The sequence below is a fragment of the Streptomyces sp. NPDC017202 genome, from assembly GCF_044331705.1.
Taxonomy (GTDB): domain Bacteria; phylum Actinomycetota; class Actinomycetes; order Streptomycetales; family Streptomycetaceae; genus Streptomyces.
On the sequence record NZ_JBIRNP010000013.1, the window covers coordinates 153426 to 172226 of the forward strand.

The window sequence follows — 18801 nt, forward strand, 5'->3', positions numbered from 1 at the left end:
GCCTGGAGCGTCAGACTCCAGCCAGCTCATCAAGGGGCCAACCAACCCGTGCGCATCGCCAGGTTCTCCATCGACGGGAACGTCGCCTTCGGCGCGGTCGAGGGCGACAAGCCGGACGAGCTCGTCCTCGACATCATCAAGGGCATCCCGTTCACGGAGCACGAGCTCTCCGGCACGAAGGTGCCGCTGAGCAAGGTCCGGCTCCTGCCGCCCGTGCTCCCCAGCAAGGTCGTGGCCTTCGGCCGCAACTACGCCGAGCACGCACGCGAACTCGGCAACGAGGTGCCCGACGCCCCGTTCGCCTTCTTCAAGCCGTCCACCTCCGTGGTCGGGCCCGGGGACGACATCCGGTACCCGGCCTTCTCCGAGGACCTCCACCACGAGGCCGAACTGGCCGTGGTCATCGGCCGGATGTGCCGCGAGGTCCCGCGGGAGCGCGTCAAGGACGTGATCTTCGGCTACACCTGCGCCAACGACATCACGGCGCGCGACGTCCAGAAGCGCGAGAAGCAGTGGGCCAGGGCCAAGGGCTTCGACTCCGCCTGCCCGCTCGGCCCCTGGGTGGAGACCGACCTCGACCCGGGCGACCTCACCATCCAGCTGACCGTCAACGGGCAGCAGCGGCAGCTCGGCCGCACCAGCGAGATGATCCACTCGATCGAGGATCTGATCGTCAACATCACCGAGGCCATGACGCTGCTCCCCGGCGACGTGATCCTCACGGGCACCCCGGCAGGGGTCGGCCCGCTCGCTGTCGGCGACGAGGTCTCCGTCAGCATCGAAGGCATCGGCACTCTCACCAACAAGGTTGTCAAGCGTGGCTAGCGCACCCGGCTCCCCCGTACGTGTCCGTTTCTGTCCGTCGCCCACCGGTAACCCCCACGTGGGCCTGGTCCGCACCGCCCTGTTCAACTGGGCGTTCGCCAAGCACCACCAGGGCACGCTGGTCTTCCGCATCGAGGACACCGACGCGGCCCGCGACTCCGAGGAGTCCTACGAGCAGCTCCTGGACTCGCTGCGCTGGCTGGGCTTCGACTGGGACGAGGGCCCCGAGGTCGGCGGCCCGCACGCGCCGTACCGCCAGTCGCAGCGGATGGACCTGTACAAGGACGTCGCCGACAAGCTCCTCGCCGCCGGCCACGCCTACCGCTGCTACTGCTCCCAGGAGGAGCTGGACACCCGCCGTGAGGCCGCCCGCGCCGCCGGCAGGCCCTCCGGCTACGACGGTCACTGCCGCGAGCTGACCGCCGCGCAGGTCGAGGAGTACCGGGCCCAGGGCCGCACCCCGATCGTCCGCTTCCGGATGCCCGACGAGACGATCACCTTCACGGACCTGGTCCGCGGCGAGCTGACCTTCACCCCGGAGAACGTCCCGGACTACGGCATCGTCCGCGCCAACGGCGCCCCGCTCTACACGCTGGTCAACCCGGTCGACGACGCCCTCATGGAGATCACCCACGTCCTGCGCGGCGAGGACCTGCTCTCCTCCACCCCCCGCCAGATCGCCCTGTACAAGGCACTGATCGAACTGGGCATCGCCCAGGAGATCCCCGCCTTCGGCCACCTGCCGTACGTGATGGGCGAGGGCAACAAGAAGCTCTCCAAGCGCGACCCGGAGTCGTCGCTGAACCTCTACCGGGAGCGCGGCTTCCTCCCCGAGGGCCTGCTCAACTACCTCTCGCTGCTCGGCTGGTCCCTCTCGGCCGACCAGGACATCTTCACGATGGACGAGATGGTCGCGGCCTTCGAGATCGGCGACGTCAACCCCAACCCGGCGCGCTTCGACCTGAAGAAGTGCGAGGCGATCAACGCCGACCACATCCGGCTGCTGGAGGCGAAGGACTTCACCGAGCGCTGCCGCCCGTGGCTGCGGGCCCCGTTCGCCCCCTGGGCGCCGGAGGACTTCGACGAGACGAAGTGGCAGCGGATCGCCCCGCACGCCCAGACGCGCCTCAAGGTCCTCTCCGAGATCACCGACAACGTCGACTTCCTCTTCCTCGCCGAGCCGGCCGTCGACGAGGCGAGCTGGACGAAGGCGATGAAGGAGGGCTCGGACGCCCTCCTCGCCACGGCCCGCGAGAAGCTGGACGCGGCCGACTGGACCAGCCCGGAGTCGCTCAAGGAGGCCGTCCTGGCCGCCGGCGAGGCCCACGGCCTCAAGCTCGGCAAGGCCCAGGCCCCGGTCCGCGTCGCCGTCACCGGCCGCACGGTCGGCCTGCCCCTCTTCGAGTCCCTGGAGGTCCTGGGCAAGGAGAAGGCGCTGGCCCGCATCGACGCGGCGCTGGCCAGGCTCGCAGCCTGAACCACCCCGCACCTGTGAGGTGCGGCACCCCGTCCGGGTGCCGCACCTTCCGCGTTCCGCCGGACGCGCACCCCGCCCGCGCGTCACCGTCGGTGTCATGGCGATCACAGCCGTCGTCCGGGACGTCGACGACACCCTCTTCGATGCCGCCCACATCGGGGGATGACCCCCGAACCCCCGGCCGGTCCGGGTACCGTCGGTGTCATGGCGATCACAGCCGTCGTCTGGGACGTCGACGACACCCTCTTCGATTACACGACCGCCGACCGCGAGGGGATGCGCGGCCATCTCGCGGCGGAGGGCCTCCTCGACCGGTACGGCACCGCCGAGCGGGCCCTGGAGCGGTGGCGGGAGGTCACCCACCAGCAGTGGGCGCGCTTCTCCGCCGGCGGCCTCACCTTCGAGGAACAGCGCCGTGACCGGGTCCGCGCCTTCCTCGAGCGGGAGATGACCGACGCCGAGGCCGACGCCTGGTTCCAGCGCTACCTCGTGCACTACGAGACCGCCTGGGCCCTCTTCCCGGACGTCCTGCCCGTCCTGGACGCCCTCGCCGCCAGCCACCGGCACGCCGTGCTCTCCAACTCCACCATCCACGTCCAGGACCGCAAGCTGCGGGCCCTCGGCGTCCACGACCGCTTCGAGTCCATCCTGTGCGCGGTCGAGCTGGGCGTCTCCAAGCCCGAGGCCGCGGCCTTCCTCGCGGCGTGCGAGGCCCTGGCGCTGCCCCCGCACGAGGTGGCGTACGTCGGGGACCATCCGGAGATCGACGGCCGGGGCGCGGCGGACGCCGGCCTGCTCTCGGTGTGGATCGACCGCAGTGGCGGCACGGCCACCGTCGAGCTCCCGTCGGGGCACCACCGGATCGCCACCCTCGCCGAACTGCCCGCACTCCTCGGCGCCGATACCCGTTTTGGAGCGCAGTCCACCTTCGGGTAATGTTCTTCCTGCGCCGCCGGGGAGCGGGCCGAAAGGCCGGAACCCGGGGGAGCGAACTAGAACAAGATCCCCTCTGGGGCTTGAGTTCCAGTGGCCTATGGTGTAATTGGCAGCACGACTGATTCTGGTTCAGTTAGTCTTGGTTCGAGTCCAGGTAGGCCAGCTCGCAGATCCTGTGAAATCCAGCACGGTATCTGCATCGCGGATCACATCCGCAAAGCCCCCGTTGTGTAGCGGCCTAGCACGCTGCCCTCTCAAGGCAGTAGCGCCGGTTCGAATCCGGTCGGGGGTACAGATCCTTCCCGCGGTAACAGTCCGGGTCGCACCCGTTGTTGTCGATGCAGGATCGCTAGGGCCCCCGTTGTGTAGCGGCCTAGCACGCCGCCCTCTCAAGGCGGTAGCGCCGGTTCGAATCCGGTCGGGGGTACTGACTGGTCTAAACCACTTTGGTCTATGGTGTAATTGGCAGCACGACTGATTCTGGTTCAGTTAGTCTTGGTTCGAGTCCAGGTAGACCAGCTCGGACCTGCGGAGACGCAGTGTCCACGCCCCCGTTGTGTAGCGGCCTAGCACGCCGCCCTCTCAAGGCGGTAGCGCCGGTTCGAATCCGGTCGGGGGTACGCATCAGGGAAGGCCCTCCACTTCGGTGGAGGGCCTTCGCCGTTTCCTGCCGTCGCCTTCGCCTTCGCCGTCGCCGTCGCCGTCGCTATCGCTGTCACGGCTCGGCAAGGCTCACTCGAAGCCGTACCGCCAGGCCGACTCCTCCTCCTGGGCCAGCCGGTGCAGTGCCTGGAGCATCGGCTCGACCAGGATCGCGCTCAGCACGGCCGCCTCGATCCGCTCCGCCTCCGACTCCCGGGTCTCCACGAAATCGAGGTCGAGGGCGGCCGCGCGGTGCATCAACCGGGCGTAGGGGACGAGGAGTTCGGCGTCCCAGTCGTAGCCGAGCCGCCGCATCGCGGCCACCGCCACCACCAGTGAGCGGTAGGCGGGCGAGATGCTGGTGAGCAGTTCGGCGTTCCGCCAGCCCAGGGTCAGCAGGAGTTCGCCCGCCTCGCGGTGGGCGGCCCGCAGGAATTCGTCGTCGGCGTCCGGCTCGGGCACGTGGGGGAGGGCCCACAGGGCCGCGCCGAGGCGGACCGTGCGGCCCAGGGAGTCGTCGTCGACATGTCCGAGGACCTCGCGGACCGTGGCCACCGGCACCCCGCCCACCTGGATCATCGCCCGCACCAGCCGCAGCCGGCGCAGGTGCCCCTCGTCGTACTCGGCGGTCGTCGCGTTGACCTGACGGCCGGGCCGCAGGAGGCCCTGGCGCAGGTAGTACTTGATCGTCGCGGTGGACACCCCGCTGCGTTCGCTCAGCTCGGCCAGTCGCATGCCTTGCGGCCCTCCTTGGTTAGCGGCACTATCCAACCAGGGTCGCTTGGGGAGCGCCGCTAGCCAACCAGGGGGAGCACATGTCCGCGAAGCCCGCCGCCAGCCGTACCACCGCCGACGCCCGCGGTGACGTGGTCGTCCTGCTCATCGGGATGCGCGTCAACCGCTTCCGGGCCGTGCACCAGTGGCTCCCGGTCATGCTGGCGATGTTCCGCATGCTGGCCGAACTGAAGAAGGACCCGAGCCGCGGACTGCTCTCCCGCGTGCTGCTGACTGCCTCGCCGCGGACGTACTACCTCGTCCAGTACTGGGAGTCGGCGGAGAAGCTGTACGCCTACGCGAGCGCGCCCGACGCCTTCCACCACCAGGTGTGGGCCCGGGTCAACCGCATGGAGCGGGACGGGAAGGTGCGGGGGCACGTGGGGATCTGGCACGAGGCGTACGTCGTGCCGGAGGGGCGGTACGAGGCGATCTACGGCGACATGCCGCCGTTCGGGCTCGCGGCGGCGCACGGCCAGGTGCCGCTGGCGGAGCGGGGGCGCACCGGGAAGAACCGGCTCGCCTGGCGCGCCCCGGCGTCGTAGGGGCTCCGGGAGAACGCAGGGGTTCCGGGAACCGGGCGTGCCGCGGCGTTGAGGCCCGCTCGGTTCCCTGCTTCTCCGGTCTCCGGTCTCCTGCGTCAGCCGGTGCGGCGCAACGCCTCCGACAGCCGGCCCGCCGCGTCGATGACCGCCTGGGCGTGCATCCGGCCCGGGTGGCGGGTCAGGCGCTCGATGGGGCCGGACACCGAGACGGCGGCCACCACGCGGTTGGACGGTCCGCGCACCGGCGCCGAGACGGACGCGACGCCCGGCTCCCGCTCGCCGATCGACTGGGCCCAGCCCCGGCGCCGTACGCCCGACAGGGCCGTCGCCGTGAAGCGGGCACCCTGGAGACCGCGGTGGAGGCGCTCGGGCTCCTCCCAGGCCATCAGGATCTGCGCCGAGGAGCCGGCCTTCATCGTGAGCGTCGAGCCGACCGGGACCGTGTCCCGCAGGCCGGACAGGCGTTCCGCCGCGGCGACGCAGATGCGCATGTCGCCCTGGCGGCGGTAGAGCTGAGCGCTCTCGCCCGTGATGTCACGGAGGTGGGTGAGCACCGGGCCGGCGGTCGCCAGGAGGCGGTCCTCGCCCGCGGCCGCGGCCAGTTCGGCCAGGCGCGGACCGAGGATGAAACGGCCCTGCATGTCCCGCGCCACCATACGGTGGTGTTCCAGAGCCACGGCCAGACGGTGGGCCGTGGGTCGTGCGAGTCCGGTGGCAGCGACCAGCCCCGCGAGGGTGGCCGGACCGGACTCCAGGGCGCTCAGGACAAGGGCTGCCTTGTCCAGAACGCCGACGCCGCTACTGTTGTCCATGAAACGATATTCCCGTCTCACTCTGTGAAACGCAAGTTCAATTTTCCGTGAGACGCGCGACCCTGGGACACACAGCGGCCCGAGGACCAACGGGCCGGGCGGCGGTTGCCCGGGAAGCAGGGGCGGCCGGTGAGCCGGAGGGGCGCGTCGTCGCCTCCACAAGATCTCTAGTTGGGCCGGCGCAGCCTGCCGGTCGGAGGGAAAGCGATGGGTAGGACACTCGCGGAGAAGGTCTGGGACGACCACGTCGTCCGGCGCGCCGAGGGCGAGCCCGACCTCCTCTTCATCGATCTGCACCTGCTGCACGAGGTGACCAGCCCGCAGGCCTTCGACGGCCTCCGCAAGAGCGGCCGGCAGGTGCGCCGCCTCGACCTCACCATCGCCACCGAGGACCACAACACCCCGACCCTCGACATCGACAAGCCGATCGCGGACCCGGTCTCGCGCGTCCAGCTGGAGACGCTGCGCAAGAACTGCGCCGAGTTCGGCGTCCGGCTGCACCCGCTCGGCGACGTCGAGCAGGGCGTCGTGCACGTCGTCGGCCCGCAGCTCGGACTGACCCAGCCCGGCATGACCGTCGTCTGCGGCGACTCGCACACCTCCACCCACGGTGCCTTCGGCGGCCTGGCCTTCGGCATCGGCACCTCGCAGGTCGAGCACGTGCTGGCCACCCAGACGCTGCCGATGGCCCGCCCGAAGACCATGGCGATCACCGTCGAGGGCGAACTGCCCGACGGCGTCACCGCCAAGGACCTGATCCTGGCGATCATCGCGAGGATCGGCACCGGCGGCGGCCAGGGCTACGTCCTGGAGTACCGCGGCTCCGCCATCGAGAAGCTCTCGATGGAGGCCCGGATGACCATCTGCAACATGTCGATCGAGGCCGGCGCCCGCGCGGGCATGATCGCCCCCGACGAGACCACCTTCGCGTACCTCAAGGGCCGCCCGCACGCCCCCGAGGGCGAGGACTGGGACGCCGCCGTCGCGTACTGGAAGACGCTGAGGACGGACGAGGACGCCGAGTTCGACGCCGAGGTCGTCATCAAGGCCGACGAACTGTCGCCGTTCGTCACCTGGGGAACCAACCCCGGCCAGGGCGCGCCGCTTTCGGCCGCCGTCCCCGACCCGGCTTCGTACGAAGACGCTTCGGAGCGCCTCGCCGCCGAAAAGGCCCTGGAGTACATGGGGTTGGAGGCCGGGCAGCCGCTGCGCTCCATCAAGGTGGACACCGTCTTCGTGGGTTCCTGCACCAACGGGCGGATCGAGGACCTGCGCGCCGCCGCCGAGATCGTCCGGAGCCGCAAAGTCGCCGACGGCGTACGGATGCTGGTCGTCCCCGGCTCCGCGCGGGTCGGTCTGCAGGCCGTCTCCGAGGGTCTGGACGTCGTCTTCAAGGAGGCCGGCGCCGAATGGCGGCACGCGGGCTGCTCGATGTGTCTGGGCATGAACCCCGACCAGCTGGCCCCGGGTGAGCGCTCCGCGTCCACCTCCAACCGCAACTTCGAGGGCCGGCAGGGCAAGGGCGGACGCACGCACCTGGTGTCGCCGCAGGTCGCGGCCGCCACGGCCGTCCTGGGCCACCTGGCCTCCCCGGCCGACCTGTCCGACGCCGAGAACCGTACGCCCGCTGGAGTCTGATCAGTCATGGAAGCATTCACCACGCACACCGGCCGGGCCGTCCCGCTGCGCCGCTCCAACGTCGACACCGACCAGATCATCCCTGCTCACTGGCTCAAGAAGGTGACGCGGGACGGGTTCGAGGACGGGCTGTTCGAGGCCTGGCGCAAGGACGAGGACTTCGTCCTCAACCGCCCCGAGCGGCAGGGCGCGACCGTGCTGGTCGCCGGCCCCGACTTCGGCACCGGCTCCTCCCGCGAGCACGCCGTCTGGGCGCTCCAGAACTACGGCTTCAAGACCGTGATCTCCTCCCGCTTCGCCGACATCTTCCGCGGCAACTCGCTGAAGAACGGCCTGCTCACGGTCCTCCTGGAGCAGAAGATCGTGGACGCGCTGTGGGAGCTGACCGAGCAGGACCCCACGACCGAGATCACGGTCGACCTCGAGCGGCGCGAGGTGCGCGCCGAGGGCATCACCGCCGCCTTCGAACTCGACGAGAACGCCCGCTGGCGGCTGCTGAACGGGCTGGACGACATCTCGATCACCCTCCAGAACGAGTCCGACATCGCCGCCTACGAAGCCAAGCGGCCGTCGTACAAGCCGAGGACGCTCCAGGCCTGATCGCCGGCCGGGACGACCGGCCCTGGTCGAATTCCGGCCACCTCGAACCCCCTCCGTACCCCCGATCGGCCCGATCGGGGGTACGGCCGTGTCTGCGCCCGTCCGGGCCCGCGGGCCTGCGCCGCCGCCGGCAACTTCCCACGTTACGGCGGTGGTTGCCGGGGTAGGCGGCCACTGAGGACGTGATCCGCCGGGGTGCCGGGCGCGCCGCGCCGGGCGCCAGTTGCCCCCTGGGCGGGCGACAACTCGCCCCAGATGGCACAATCTGTGCATGGAACACGACGGCCAACTCCAGCTCTATGCGGCGGTCGCGAACCAGCTCAAGGAAGCGCACGCAAGGGTGCGCGCACTGCAAGTCCCGGAGGGCGTACGGATGGCGCTGACCCGGAAGCTGCTGGTCATTACGGCCGCGGCCAAGCACGATCTCGCCGACGCGACAAGGCGGCTGGAGCGGTTCATGGCGGACCTCGACGCGGGACGCGTCCCGGAAGAGGAGCGTTGATCGCCCCCGGAGCGGCCGAGTTCGTTGCGGCACAAGGGTGATTAGCCCGTTTCGTGTTTGATTTGCGGTATATATCTGCCTAACGTGCGAAAACGCTTGAACACTTTCGTTCTGGCAATGTCTCCGAAGGGGAAGACGTGAACAAGGCGCAGCTCGTAGAAGCGATTGCCGACAAGCTCGGCGGTCGCCAGCAGGCCGCCGACGCGGTCGACGCGGTCCTGGACGCCATCGTCCGCGCGACCGTCGCGGGGGACAGGGTCTCGGTCACCGGCTTCGGTTCGTTCGAGAAGGTCGACCGCCCGGCGCGCTACGCCCGCAACCCCCAGACGGGCGAGCGGGTTCGGGTCAAGAAGACGTCCGTGCCGCGCTTCCGCGCCGGTCAGGGCTTCAAGGACCTGGTGAGCGGTTCGAAGAAGCTCCCGCGCGGAGGCGAGGTCGCCGTCAAGAAGGCCCCCAAGGGCAGCCTGACCGGCGGTGCCACCGCCACGGTCAAGAAGGCCGCCGCGAAGAAGGCCGCCCCGGCGAAGAGGGCCACGGCCGCCGCCAAGAAGGCCGCGCCGGCGAAGACGACGGCCGCCGCGAAGAAGACCACGGGCGCCGCGAAGAAGACGACCGCCAAGAAGTCGGCCGCCAAGACGGCGACGGCGGCCGCGAAGAAGACCACGGCGAAGACGGCCACGGCCCAGAAGACCACCGCCAAGAAGGCCCCGGCGAAGAAGGTGACGGCCAAGAAGGCCCCCGCCAAGAAGTCGAGCGCCCGCAAGACCACCGCCAAGAAGACCACCGCTCGCTGAGGCGCAAGCGTTCACGGCACTCACGCGCCGGGCCGGACTCCCCCTGGAGTCCGGCCCGCGGCGTTTTCCACCGGTCTCCCGGAGTCCTGCCAGGTCAGAAGGTCTGGAGGGTGACCAGGGTGATGCGCCGGGAGTCGCCGTCGCCCTCGGTCTCGATCCGCACGCGCTGCCCGGGGCGCAACAGCCTCAGCCCGCCCGCGTCGAACGCCGGCGCGTCGAAGGGCACCGGGGTGCCGTCGTCCAACAGCACCTGGCCGCTGCGGGTGCCGGGGTCGTACGTGTACGCGGTGGCCTGCATGACCGGCAGCCTACTGCCCCGGAATCAGCAGGCGCGCGACCGCGGCGGCCGTTCGGGGACCCACCCCCAGCGTCAGCGCCGTCCGCAGATCCTCGCCGGTGTCCACGTCCTGGCGCACGGAATCCACCGCCGTCGGCCGGAGTTCCACGGCGCCCGACGCACGGTGACGGGCGCGTGAATCGGTACCGAAAGCCGGAAGCAATTCACGGCCGGCGGCCACCGCGAGAAGAGTCGTACCGATTGCTGCCGCATCGGGGAGAAAAGCGCGGGGGAATTCCGCGGCGGCGTCCAGGACGCGGGCCAATTCCGCCGGACGCAGCGCCGGGAGATCGGCGTTGAGAGCGGCCACCGCGCTGTCGGGCCGCCCGGCGCGCACGGCGGCCGCCCCATGCGCCAGCGCGGCGTTCAGACCCGCGCGGGGTTCGTCGGCGACGACCCGCGCGCCGAGCCCCGCGAGTTCGCGCCCGGCCAGCACGTCGTCCGTGACCACCGCCACATCGCGCACCGCGGCACAGGCCAGCGCGGCCGCCACGGTGTCCACGGCGAAGGCCAGGGCCAGGCCCGGACGCAGGGCGTCGCCGGCGGTGTCCGCGAGCCTGCTCTTGGCCAGCGCCAAGGGCTTCAGGGGGATGACCAAGCTCCACTGCACCGGCGTACCGTCTCTCTCTCGTCGCGGACATTGTCCCCCGGTCCTTCCGGCGCCCCCTCGATCGGGGCGTACGGTGTTCTCGACAGACCGGCGGCACGGGGCGACACTTGTCCGGCCCCCGGCCCGGAAGAAGTCAGGGAAGTCAGGGAAGTCCTAGAGGAAGGTGTCCGCGTGCCCCGCCGCAGAATCGGCTTCTGGTACCGCTTCGCAGCGGTGCTCTGCAAACCGCCGCTGGTGATTCTGATCAAGCGGGACTGGCGCGGAATGGAGCACATGCCGGCCGAGGGCGGGTTCATCACCGCGGTGAACCACAATTCGCACGTCGATCCCTTCGCCTACGCGCACTACCAGTACAACACCGGGCGCGTGCCGCGATTCCTGGCGAAGAGCGGGCTGTTCGGCAAGGGGTTCGTCGGCGCCGCGATGCGCGGCACCGGACAGATCCCCGTCTACCGCGAGTCCACCGACGCGCTCAGCGCCTTCCGGGCCGCGATCGACGCCGTGGAGCGCGGCGAGTGCGTCGCCTTCTACCCCGAGGGCACCCTCACCCGCGACCCCGACGGCTGGCCGATGACCGCCAAGACCGGGGCCGCGCGCGTCGCCCTGCAGACCAGGTGCCCGGTGATCCCGGTCGCGCAGTGGGGCGTCAACGAACTGCTGCCGCCCTACGCCAAGAAGCCCGACCTCCTGCCGCGCAAGACCCACCGCGTCCTGGCGGGCCCGCCCGTGGACCTCAGCCGGTTCTACGACCGGGAGATGACTCCCGAGCTGCTGAAGGAGGCCACGGAGGCCATCATGGCCGCCGTCACCCGCCTGCTGGAGGAGATCCGCGGCGAGAAGGCGCCCGACCGGCCCTACGACCCACGCCGGGAGCGGATCGAGCAGCGGCTCCGCACGCAGGCGCAGACCAGTCACGGCAGGTCCCAGGCACGGACCGGCCACAAGGGGGAGAGCAGCACGTGAGCAAGCCCGTCAAGGCCGCCGTCTTCGGCACCGGTTCCTGGGGTACGGCCTTCGGCACGGTCCTCGCCGACGCGGGCTGCGAGGTGACGCTGTGGGCGCGCCGCGCCGCGCTCGCCGACACGGTCAACTCCACGCGCACCAACCCGGACTACCTCCCCGGCATCGAGCTCCCGGCGAACCTCCGCGCCACCGCGGACCCCGCCGAGGCCGCCCGCGACGCCGACTTCACCGTCCTCGCGATCCCCTCGCAGACCCTGCGCGCCAACCTCGCCGCCTGGCGCCCGCTGCTCGCCCCGGACACCGTCCTCGTCTCGCTGATGAAGGGCGTCGAACTCGGTACGACCATGCGGATGAGCGAGGTGATCGAGGACGTCGCCGAGGTCGGCCGGGACCGGATCGCCGTGGTCACCGGGCCCAACCTCGCCAAGGAGATCGCCTCCCGCAGGCCGGCCGCCGCCGTGGTCGCCTGCACCGACGAGGGCGTCGCCCGGCGACTCCAGACGGCCTGCCACACGCCGTACTTCCGCCCGTACACCAACACCGACGTCGTCGGCTGCGAACTCGGCGGCGCCGTGAAGAACGTCATCGGTCTCGCCGTCGGCATCGCGGACGGCATGGGGCTCGGCGACAACGCCAAGGGCTCGCTCATCACCCGCGGACTCGCCGAGACCACCAGGCTGGGCCTGGCGATGGGCGCCGACCCGCTGACCTTCTCCGGCCTCGCCGGCCTCGGCGACCTGGTGGCGACCTGCTCCTCGCCGCTCTCCCGCAACCACACCTTCGGCACCAACCTCGGCAGGGGCATGACCCTCCAGGAGACCATCGCGGTCACCAGGCAGACCGCCGAGGGCGTCAAGTCCTGCGAGTCCGTGCTGGATCTGGCCCGCCGGCACGGCGTCGACATGCCCATCACGGAGACCGTCGTCGGGATCGTCCACGAGGGCAAGCCGCCGATGGTCGCCCTCAAGGAGCTGATGTCGCGCAGCGCGAAGCCGGAACGACGCTGAGCGACCCCCTGAGTCGACGCTGTGTCCGCGCCCTACCACCGGGTACTCTCATGCCGATATGAGCACCGAGAATCTTCCCCAGAGCCCTGAGCAGCCGTCTCGTAAGCCGCGTGTGGCCGTCGTGTTCGGCGGACGCAGCTCCGAGCACGGGATCTCCACGGTCACCGCCGGCGCTGTCCTCAAGGCCGTCGACCGGACGAAGTACGAGGTCCTGCCGATCGGCATCACCCGGGAAGGCCGCTGGGTGCTCACCGCCGACGAGCCGGAGCGGATGGCGATCACCGAACGCCGTACCCCCGGTGTCGAGGAACTGGCCGACTCGCAGGAGGGCGCCGTGGTGCTCTCCGTCGACCCCGCGAACCGCGAAGTCGTCTACAGCGAGCCCGGATCGGTGCCCAAGGCCCTCGGCGACGTCGACGTCGTCTTCCCGGTCCTGCACGGCCCCTACGGCGAGGACGGCACCCTGCAGGGACTGCTGGAGCTGTCCGGCGTGCCGTACGTGGGGTCGGGCGTGCTCGCCTCGGCCGTCGGCCAGGACAAGGAGTACATGAAGCGGGTGTTCACCTCCTTCGGGCTGAAGGTCGGCCCGTACGTGGTGGTCCGGCCGCGCGAGTGGGAGCGGGACGAGTCGGCCGCCCGGAAGAAGATCGTCGACTTCGCCGGTGAGCACGGCTGGCCGCTGTTCGTGAAGCCCGCGCGCGCGGGCTCGTCGATCGGCATCACCAAGGTCGACGACCTTTCGGGGCTGGACGACGCGATCGCCGAGGCCCAGCGCCACGACCCGAAGATCCTCGTCGAGGCGGCGCTGCGCGGCCGCGAGATCGAGTGCGGCGTCCTGGAGTTCGAGGACGGGCCGCGTGCCTCCGTACCGGCCGAGATCCCGCCGCCGGACGCGCACGCGTACTACGACTTCGAGGCCAAGTACATCGACTCGACCCCCGGGCTGGTGCCGGCCCCGCTGACGCCGGAGGAGACCGCCGAGGTGCAGCGGCTCGCGGTGGACGCCTTCGAGGCCGCCTCCTGCGAGGGGCTGGTCCGGGCGGACTTCTTCCTCACCGAGGACGGCGAGTTCGTCATCAACGAGATCAACACGATGCCGGGCTTCACGCCCATCTCGATGTACCCCGCCATGTGGCAGGCGAGCGGCGTCTCCTACGAGGAACTGGTGGGCCGCCTGATCCAGGCGGCACTGCGCAGGTCCACGGGACTGCGCTAGCCCTCAGTCGGCGATCCCCTCGGGGATCGCCTTCCTGACGGCCGACGCCAGGTCGATCAGCACCGACGAACTGTCCGCCCCCTCCGGCACCGCCACCTCCACATAGGCACGGCGACTGGCGGTGGTGAACCGGTACCCCCCGCCGTCCCGCTTCTCCATCAGCCAGTCCACACCGTTCACACCGCCCGCGACCGCGTCCGGGTCGGCGCCCTGGGCCACCTTCGGATCCGCCATCTTCGGCGGCCGCTCCACACCGCAGCGCAGTATGATCGCCGGGTTCCCCCAGCCCGCGGTCAGCGCGGAAGCGGGCTCGGGATCCCGGCGATCCATACCGTCCACCCTCGACGGCAGTGCCTCGTCCAGGTTCCGGCACAGTCGCGCGATCTTCGTCGTGGGACCGGGAACCGCGGCCGACGCGCCGTCGTCTGCCGATGAGCAGCCCACGGCGGCACAGAGCAGAACAAGGGCGGGCACACCACTGGGCCGGTGACGGAAAAGGTTCACCGGCCAAGGGTAGACGGGGGCTACAGATGCACCACCGGGCAGGTCAGGGTACGGGTGATCCCGTCCACCTGCTGCACCTTGGCGACCACCATGCGGCCGAGGTCGTCGACCGTGTCGGCCTGGGCCCGCACGATCACGTCGTAGGGACCGGTGACGTCCTCGGCCTGCACGATGCCGGGGATCTTGCCGATCGTCTCGGCGACGGTCGAGGCCTTGCCGACCTCGGTCTGGATCAGGATGTACGCCTGTACCACGGAACCTCCAGGGCGGCCACGAGGATCATGTGGGGAAAAGGAACGCCACGGTATCGCGTCGCCGCTCGCCGCGGGGAGACCTGCGGGGACCACGGCTCGCGCGCCGGGGTGCAGGCACGACAGAGGTTGACGGTCTCCTCGACCGTATCGAGGACACCGGTGGCGCGCGACCGGGCACGGACTGGGACAGAAGGGGAGCTGGGGCGATGAAGGGCACTGTTGGTGAGCTCGGGGAGTTCGGGCTCATCAGGGAGCTCACCTCCCGTCTCACCACCACACCGGCGGTCCGGGTGGGACCCGGTGACGACGCCGCGGTGGTGGCCGCGCCCGACCGCCGGGTCGTGGCGAGCACCGACATCCTGCTGGAGGGCCGGCACTTCCGCCGCGACTGGTCCACCGCCTACGACGTCGGCCGCAAGGCCGCCGCCCAGAACCTCGCCGACATCGCCGCGATGGGCGCCGTGCCGACCGCACTGCTCCTCGGCCTCGTCGTACCCGGCGAACTGCCGGTCACCTGGCCCACCGAGCTGATGGACGGCCTGCGCGACGAGTGCCAGGTCGCCGGCGCCTCCGTGGTCGGCGGCGACGTCGTGCGCGGCGACACGATCATGGTGTCGATCACCGCCCTCGGCGATCTGCGCAACCAGGAACCGATCACCCGCTCCGGCGCCCAGCCCGGCGACCTCGTCGCGGTGACGGGCTGGCTGGGCTGGTCCGCCGCCGGATTCGCGGTCCTCTCCCGCGGGTTCCGCTCGCCCCGCGCCTTCGTCGAGGCCCACCGCCGTCCCGAGCCGCCGTACCACGCCGGTCCGGCGGCCGCCGCCCTCGGCGCGACCGCGATGTGCGACGTGAGCGACGGGCTGATCGCCGACCTGGGGCACATCGCGGAGGCCAGCAAGGTCCGCATCGACATCCGCTCCGGCGCGATCGACGTGCCCACCCAGATGAACGACATCGGACAGGCCGTCGGCGTCGACCCCATGCAGTGGGTGCTGACCGGCGGGGAGGACCACGCCATCGTGGCGACCTTCCCGCCGGACGTGAAGCTCCCGGCCCGCTGGAAGGTGATCGGCGAGGTCCTCAACCCCTCCGCCCTGCCCCAGGTGACGGTCGACGGGGCGCCCTGGACCAGCAAGGGCGGCTGGGACCACTTCGGGGACATGGAGTCGTGATCCCCCCGAGGGTCCTGACGGTGGCCGGCTCCGACTCCGGCGGTGGCGCCGGCATCCAGGCCGACCTCAAGACGATGCTCGCGCTCGGCACGCACGGCATGAGCGTGATCACCGCGGTCACGGCGCAGAACTCCCTCGGCGTCCAGGGCGCGTGGGACCTGCCCGTGGCGGCGGTGCGCGCCCAGTACCGCAGTGTCGTCGACGACATCGGCGTCCAGGCCGTGAAGACCGGGATGCTCTCCTCCGCGGAACTCGTCGAAGCGGTGGCCGAGTTGATCGCCGGCACCGACGCCCCGGTCGTCGTCGACCCGGTCGGCGTCTCCAAGCACGGCGACCCGCTGTTGGCCGACTCGGCCCTCGACTCCGTCCGCACCGAGCTGCTTCCCGTCGCCACCGTCGCCACGCCCAACCTCGACGAGACGGCCCGGCTGACCGGCGTACGGGTCGAGTCGGAGCACGGGCTCAGGCAGGCCGCGGCGGCCGTCCTGGCGTACGGCCCGCGGTGGGTGCTGATCAAGGGCGGCCACCTGCCCGGTGACGCCGTGGACCTGCTCACCGACGGCTCCGAGGAGCACTGGCTGCGCGCGCCCCGGCTCGACAACCGGCACACGCACGGCACGGGCTGCACCCTCGCCTCGGCGATCGCGGCGCAACTCGCCAAGGGGGAGACCGTGCCGCAGGCGGTGGCGACGGCCAAGGAGTACGTCACCGGGGCGATCGCCGCCGGCTTTCCCCTCGGCGCCGGGATCGGTCCCGTGGACCACGGCTGGCGGCTCGGCGTCCGGGCCGCCGACGAGGGGACCGGTCCCGCGCGGTGACCCCGGCGCCGGCCTACGGGCCGCCGGGCACGCCAAAGAGCCGGCCCACCAGAGGTGGACCGGCTCTTTCAGCAACCAGCAGGGCCGCGCGCGACGGGGGTCCCCCCGCCTCGGGCGGAGCCGAGAGGTGGGGGATGTGCGTCAGCGCGAGACCTTGCCGGCCTTGATGCACGAGGTGCAAGCGTTCACGCGCTTCGGCGTCCCACCGACCACGGTACGCACGCGCTGGATGTTCGGGTTCCAGCGACGGGGCGTACGGCGGTGCGAGTGCGAGATGTTGTTGCCGAAGCCCGGCCCCTTGCCGCAGACGTCGCAGTTGGCAGCCACGGGTCACTCCAAAGACTTCAGATGCACTTACGGTTGATCCCGGCATGCCGGGATCAAGATCGTGGGATCAGAGATCTGAGTGGCGGTGCCAGGGGGATGGCCCGATGGGATCGGGCAACCGGAGCAGCATACAACGGCTGCGCCAGTACAACGAAACTACCATGGCTGCTCAGGGGCCCCGCCCTTGCCCGCCACCGGCCCACACCCGCCCACGGTCTACGCTGCGTCCCAGTCCAGCAGCTCAGGGAGGCCCAGGTGCCGCAGGTGCCGCAGACATTCTTCGATGCTCTCGCGGTGCGCACCTGGTGTGGTCTCGCGCTCCGCGCACTGGGACGCGCGCGTGAGGAGATCGACGCGATCAACGTGTACCCGGTCGCCGACGGGGACACCGGGACCAACCTGTACCTGACCGTGGAGTCGGCCGCGACCGCGGTCGAGGCGGTGTTCACCGGTCACGCGGCCGGCGCCGCCCCGCACGGCACTCCCTCCCTCGCCGACGCCGCGCGCGCGATGGCGCACGGAGCGCTCATAGGCGCGCGCGGGAACTCCGGGACCATCCTGGCGCAGCTGCTGCGCGGCATGGCCCAGGTGCTCGCCGCCGAGGGGGAGGGCCCGCACACCGACGCGGCGGGACTGCGCCTGGCGCTGCGCCGCGCCGCCGACTCCGCCCGCCAGGCCGTGGCCCGCCCGGTCGAGGGCACGGTCCTGTCGGTCGCCTCGGCCGCCGCCGACGCGGCCGCGGACGCCGAGGGCGACTGCGGGACGGTCGCGAAGGCGGCCTACCGGGGCGCGTGCACGGCGCTCGCCGCGACGCCGGGCCAGCTGGCCGTCCTGGAGCGTGCCGGGGTGGTGGACGCGGGCGGGCGGGGACTGGTGACGGTGCTCGCGGCGCTGGTGGAGACGTTCACGGGGGAGACGGCGGCGGCCCCCTCCGGGACCGGCGCGTTCGCGGCCGTCGAGGGGCGCGACCACGCCGGAGGCCAGGCGGACCCGCAGGCCCCCGGGCTCCCGGCGGGCGTGGAGTCCTGCGCCGACGAGGGGGCCGGCAGCGACGGGCCCGCCTTCGAGGTGATCTACCTGCTGGAGGCCGAGGACGCCGCCGTCGCCCGGCTGCGGGAGCGGCTCGACGCGCTGGGGGACTCGCTCGTCGTGGTCGGCGGGGACGGACTGTGGAACGTGCACGTGCACGTGGACGACGCCGGCGCGGCCGTGGAGGCGGGCGTCGAGGCCGGCCGGCCGCACCGGATCCGCATCACGCACTTCGGCGCCGACGACGTCCACGCGCGCGGGGGCGGGAGCCCGCCCCGCGAGCGCGTCCAGCGGGCGGTGGTCGCCGTCGTGCCCGGCGAGGGCCTGGCCGGTCTGTACACCGAGGCCGGCGCGACCGCCGTCCTCGCGCGCCCCGGGGAGCCGCCCGCCAGCGGTGAACTGGTCCAGGCCGTACGACGGGCCCACGCGCGCGAGGTCGTGCTGCTGCCCAACGACGCCGACCTGCGCCACACCGCGGCCGCGGCGGCCGAGCAGGCGCGCGCGGAGGGCATCCGGGTCGCCCTCATCCCGACCCGTTCCGCGGTCCAGGGGATCGCCGCGCTCGCCGTGCACGAACCCGACCGCCGCTTCGACGAGGACGTCGTCGCGATGACCTCGGCGGCCGGCGCCACCCGCTACGCAGAGGTCGCCGTCGCCGAACGCCAGTCCTGGACCATGGCCGGCATCTGCCAGGCCGGCGACGTCCTCGGCCTCGTCGACGGCGACGTGGCCGTCATCGGCGCCGACGTCACCGCCGTCGCCGAAACGGTCCTGGACCGCATGCTGGCGGCGGGCGGGGAACTCGTCACCCTCGTCCTCGGCGAGGAGGCTCCCGAGGGCGTCGCCGAGCGACTGGAGGCGCGGGTGCGGGAGGCGTACCTCGCCGTCGACACGGTGGTGTACCGCGGGGGACGGCAAGGCACGCTGCTGCTGATCGGCGTGGAATGACCGTCGGGGACGAGCGGTCGACTCCGCCGGGGAGGCGGTGAGCGCCGCCCCACCGCCCGCCCCGCTCCCGC

Annotated in this window: 21 protein-coding genes and 5 tRNA genes; 19 read left to right on the forward strand and 7 right to left on the reverse strand. The window is 71.5% G+C overall.

The annotated features are described in order from the left end of the window. Positions 1 to 48 precede the first annotated feature (48 nt). The 8 genes from ACH4N1_RS24300 to ACH4N1_RS24335 all read left to right on the forward strand — a co-directional run bounded on the left by ACH4N1_RS24300 (position 49) and on the right by ACH4N1_RS24335 (position 3858). Complete coding sequence (locus ACH4N1_RS24300; protein ID WP_382794131.1) at positions 49 to 825, forward strand: fumarylacetoacetate hydrolase family protein; 777 nt, start codon at positions 49 to 51, stop codon at positions 823 to 825. Continuing rightward, positions 818 to 2302 carry a glutamate--tRNA ligase gene (gene gltX, locus ACH4N1_RS24305; protein ID WP_398100030.1) on the forward strand — a complete coding sequence of 495 codons (1485 nt, stop codon included), beginning with the start codon at positions 818 to 820 and terminating at the stop codon, positions 2300 to 2302. The genes ACH4N1_RS24300 and gltX overlap by 8 nt, the downstream gene beginning before the upstream one ends. A gap of 204 nt (positions 2303 to 2506) precedes the next feature. Continuing rightward, positions 2507 to 3238, forward strand: coding sequence for an HAD family hydrolase (locus ACH4N1_RS24310; RefSeq protein ID WP_398100032.1), 732 nt, complete (start codon positions 2507 to 2509; stop codon positions 3236 to 3238). Positions 3239 to 3329: 91 nt separating this feature from the next. Further along, positions 3330 to 3401 (forward strand) — tRNA-Gln (locus tag ACH4N1_RS24315). Positions 3402 to 3457: 56 nt separating this feature from the next. Continuing rightward, positions 3458 to 3530 (forward strand) — tRNA-Glu (locus ACH4N1_RS24320). 62 nt (positions 3531 to 3592) lie between these two features. Further along, a tRNA-Glu gene (locus tag ACH4N1_RS24325) sits at positions 3593 to 3665 on the forward strand. A gap of 20 nt (positions 3666 to 3685) precedes the next feature. Next, positions 3686 to 3757: transfer RNA gene (locus ACH4N1_RS24330), tRNA-Gln, on the forward strand. Positions 3758 to 3785: 28 nt separating this feature from the next. After that, positions 3786 to 3858 (forward strand) — tRNA-Glu (locus ACH4N1_RS24335). 112 nt (positions 3859 to 3970) lie between these two features. On the opposite strand, the gene ACH4N1_RS24340 is transcribed toward ACH4N1_RS24335, so the two are convergent. Beyond that, on the reverse strand, positions 3971 to 4615 hold the full coding sequence (locus ACH4N1_RS24340) for a MerR family transcriptional regulator (protein ID WP_398100034.1): 645 nt from the start codon (positions 4613 to 4615) through the stop codon (positions 3971 to 3973). Positions 4616 to 4695: 80 nt separating this feature from the next. Between ACH4N1_RS24340 and ACH4N1_RS24345 the strand changes: the two genes are divergently transcribed. Beyond that, the gene (locus tag ACH4N1_RS24345; RefSeq protein WP_398100036.1) at positions 4696 to 5199 is read left to right on the forward strand and encodes a DUF4188 domain-containing protein; all 504 of its coding nucleotides are present in this window, start codon (positions 4696 to 4698) and stop codon (positions 5197 to 5199) included. A 95-nt stretch (positions 5200 to 5294) separates the two neighbouring features. Here ACH4N1_RS24345 and ndgR read toward each other — a convergent pair whose 3' ends face one another. Further along, positions 5295 to 6011 carry an IclR family transcriptional regulator NdgR gene (ndgR, locus tag ACH4N1_RS24350; protein ID WP_028806673.1) on the reverse strand — a complete coding sequence of 239 codons (717 nt, stop codon included), beginning with the start codon at positions 6009 to 6011 and terminating at the stop codon, positions 5295 to 5297. Between the two features lie 207 nt (positions 6012 to 6218). On the opposite strand from ndgR, the gene leuC reads away from it, so the two are divergent. The 4 genes from leuC (at position 6219) to ACH4N1_RS24370 (ending at position 9545) form a co-directional block, all read left to right on the forward strand. Further along, positions 6219 to 7649, forward strand: coding sequence for a 3-isopropylmalate dehydratase large subunit (gene leuC / locus ACH4N1_RS24355; RefSeq protein WP_398100038.1), 1431 nt, complete (start codon positions 6219 to 6221; stop codon positions 7647 to 7649). 6 nt (positions 7650 to 7655) lie between these two features. Continuing rightward, positions 7656 to 8249: a 3-isopropylmalate dehydratase small subunit gene (leuD, locus tag ACH4N1_RS24360; protein ID WP_382788110.1), complete on the forward strand. Its 594-nt coding sequence runs from the start codon at positions 7656 to 7658 to the stop codon at positions 8247 to 8249. 271 nt (positions 8250 to 8520) lie between these two features. After that, positions 8521 to 8751: a hypothetical protein gene (locus tag ACH4N1_RS24365; RefSeq protein WP_382788112.1), complete on the forward strand. Its 231-nt coding sequence runs from the start codon at positions 8521 to 8523 to the stop codon at positions 8749 to 8751. Positions 8752 to 8888: 137 nt separating this feature from the next. After that, positions 8889 to 9545 carry an HU family DNA-binding protein gene (locus ACH4N1_RS24370; protein ID WP_398100040.1) on the forward strand — a complete coding sequence of 219 codons (657 nt, stop codon included), beginning with the start codon at positions 8889 to 8891 and terminating at the stop codon, positions 9543 to 9545. Positions 9546 to 9639: 94 nt separating this feature from the next. Here ACH4N1_RS24370 and ACH4N1_RS24375 read toward each other — a convergent pair whose 3' ends face one another. After that, positions 9640 to 9843: a hypothetical protein gene (locus tag ACH4N1_RS24375; RefSeq protein WP_363092086.1), complete on the reverse strand. Its 204-nt coding sequence runs from the start codon at positions 9841 to 9843 to the stop codon at positions 9640 to 9642. A gap of 10 nt (positions 9844 to 9853) precedes the next feature. Beyond that, entirely contained in the window at positions 9854 to 10492 is a 639-nt protein-coding gene (gene cofC / locus ACH4N1_RS24380; protein WP_398100042.1) for a 2-phospho-L-lactate guanylyltransferase, read from the reverse strand. A gap of 171 nt (positions 10493 to 10663) precedes the next feature. Here cofC and ACH4N1_RS24385 point away from each other — a divergent pair, with 171 nt between their 5' ends. The 3 genes from ACH4N1_RS24385 to ACH4N1_RS24395 are packed head-to-tail and all read left to right on the forward strand — an operon-like array spanning position 10664 to position 13678. Beyond that, on the forward strand, positions 10664 to 11455 hold the full coding sequence (locus tag ACH4N1_RS24385) for a lysophospholipid acyltransferase family protein (RefSeq protein WP_398100044.1): 792 nt from the start codon (positions 10664 to 10666) through the stop codon (positions 11453 to 11455). Continuing rightward, positions 11452 to 12462: an NAD(P)H-dependent glycerol-3-phosphate dehydrogenase gene (locus ACH4N1_RS24390; protein WP_398100046.1), complete on the forward strand. Its 1011-nt coding sequence runs from the start codon at positions 11452 to 11454 to the stop codon at positions 12460 to 12462. The genes ACH4N1_RS24385 and ACH4N1_RS24390 overlap by 4 nt, the downstream gene beginning before the upstream one ends. A gap of 58 nt (positions 12463 to 12520) precedes the next feature. After that, complete coding sequence (locus tag ACH4N1_RS24395; protein ID WP_398100048.1) at positions 12521 to 13678, forward strand: D-alanine--D-alanine ligase family protein; 1158 nt, start codon at positions 12521 to 12523, stop codon at positions 13676 to 13678. A 3-nt stretch (positions 13679 to 13681) separates the two neighbouring features. Here ACH4N1_RS24395 and ACH4N1_RS24400 read toward each other — a convergent pair whose 3' ends face one another. Together ACH4N1_RS24400 and ACH4N1_RS24405 are read right to left on the reverse strand one after the other, a co-directional pair. Continuing rightward, positions 13682 to 14182 (reverse strand): DUF3515 domain-containing protein, encoded by a 501-nt coding sequence (locus ACH4N1_RS24400; protein WP_398100050.1) that lies wholly within the window; start codon positions 14180 to 14182, stop codon positions 13682 to 13684. Positions 14183 to 14202: 20 nt separating this feature from the next. After that, the gene (locus tag ACH4N1_RS24405; RefSeq protein ID WP_363092092.1) at positions 14203 to 14436 is read right to left on the reverse strand and encodes an Lrp/AsnC ligand binding domain-containing protein; all 234 of its coding nucleotides are present in this window, start codon (positions 14434 to 14436) and stop codon (positions 14203 to 14205) included. A gap of 206 nt (positions 14437 to 14642) precedes the next feature. Here ACH4N1_RS24405 and ACH4N1_RS24410 point away from each other — a divergent pair, with 206 nt between their 5' ends. Beyond that, entirely contained in the window at positions 14643 to 15608 is a 966-nt protein-coding gene (locus ACH4N1_RS24410; protein ID WP_363092093.1) for a thiamine-phosphate kinase, read from the forward strand. Further along, positions 15605 to 16426, forward strand: a complete 822-nt coding sequence (gene thiD, locus ACH4N1_RS24415; protein ID WP_398100053.1) for a bifunctional hydroxymethylpyrimidine kinase/phosphomethylpyrimidine kinase — start codon at positions 15605 to 15607, stop codon at positions 16424 to 16426. The genes ACH4N1_RS24410 and thiD overlap by 4 nt, the downstream gene beginning before the upstream one ends. Positions 16427 to 16567: 141 nt before the next feature. Here thiD and rpmB read toward each other — a convergent pair whose 3' ends face one another. Next, a complete protein-coding gene (gene rpmB / locus ACH4N1_RS24420) occupies positions 16568 to 16753 on the reverse strand; it encodes a 50S ribosomal protein L28 (RefSeq protein ID WP_004924906.1) in 186 nt (61 codons plus the stop codon). 255 nt (positions 16754 to 17008) lie between these two features. Here rpmB and ACH4N1_RS24425 point away from each other — a divergent pair, with 255 nt between their 5' ends. After that, positions 17009 to 18730: a DAK2 domain-containing protein gene (locus ACH4N1_RS24425; RefSeq protein ID WP_398100055.1), complete on the forward strand. Its 1722-nt coding sequence runs from the start codon at positions 17009 to 17011 to the stop codon at positions 18728 to 18730. Positions 18731 to 18801 lie beyond the last annotated feature (71 nt).

Coding starts and splice junctions, on each gene's coding strand:
- ndgR (WP_028806673.1), bottom strand. CDS start 6,011: ATGGACAACAGTAGCGGCGTCGGCGTTCTGGACAAGGCAGCCCTTGTC.
- ACH4N1_RS24340 (WP_398100034.1), bottom strand. CDS start 4,615: ATGCGACTGGCCGAGCTGAGCGAACGCAGCGGGGTGTCCACCGCGACG.
- ACH4N1_RS24375 (WP_363092086.1), bottom strand. CDS start 9,843: ATGCAGGCCACCGCGTACACGTACGACCCCGGCACCCGCAGCGGCCAG.
- ACH4N1_RS24410 (WP_363092093.1), top strand. CDS start 14,643: ATGAAGGGCACTGTTGGTGAGCTCGGGGAGTTCGGGCTCATCAGGGAG.
- ACH4N1_RS24395 (WP_398100048.1), top strand. CDS start 12,521: ATGAGCACCGAGAATCTTCCCCAGAGCCCTGAGCAGCCGTCTCGTAAG.
- leuD (WP_382788110.1), top strand. CDS start 7,656: ATGGAAGCATTCACCACGCACACCGGCCGGGCCGTCCCGCTGCGCCGC.
- ACH4N1_RS24345 (WP_398100036.1), top strand. CDS start 4,696: ATGTCCGCGAAGCCCGCCGCCAGCCGTACCACCGCCGACGCCCGCGGT.
- ACH4N1_RS24365 (WP_382788112.1), top strand. CDS start 8,521: ATGGAACACGACGGCCAACTCCAGCTCTATGCGGCGGTCGCGAACCAG.
- leuC (WP_398100038.1), top strand. CDS start 6,219: ATGGGTAGGACACTCGCGGAGAAGGTCTGGGACGACCACGTCGTCCGG.
- ACH4N1_RS24310 (WP_398100032.1), top strand. CDS start 2,507: ATGGCGATCACAGCCGTCGTCTGGGACGTCGACGACACCCTCTTCGAT.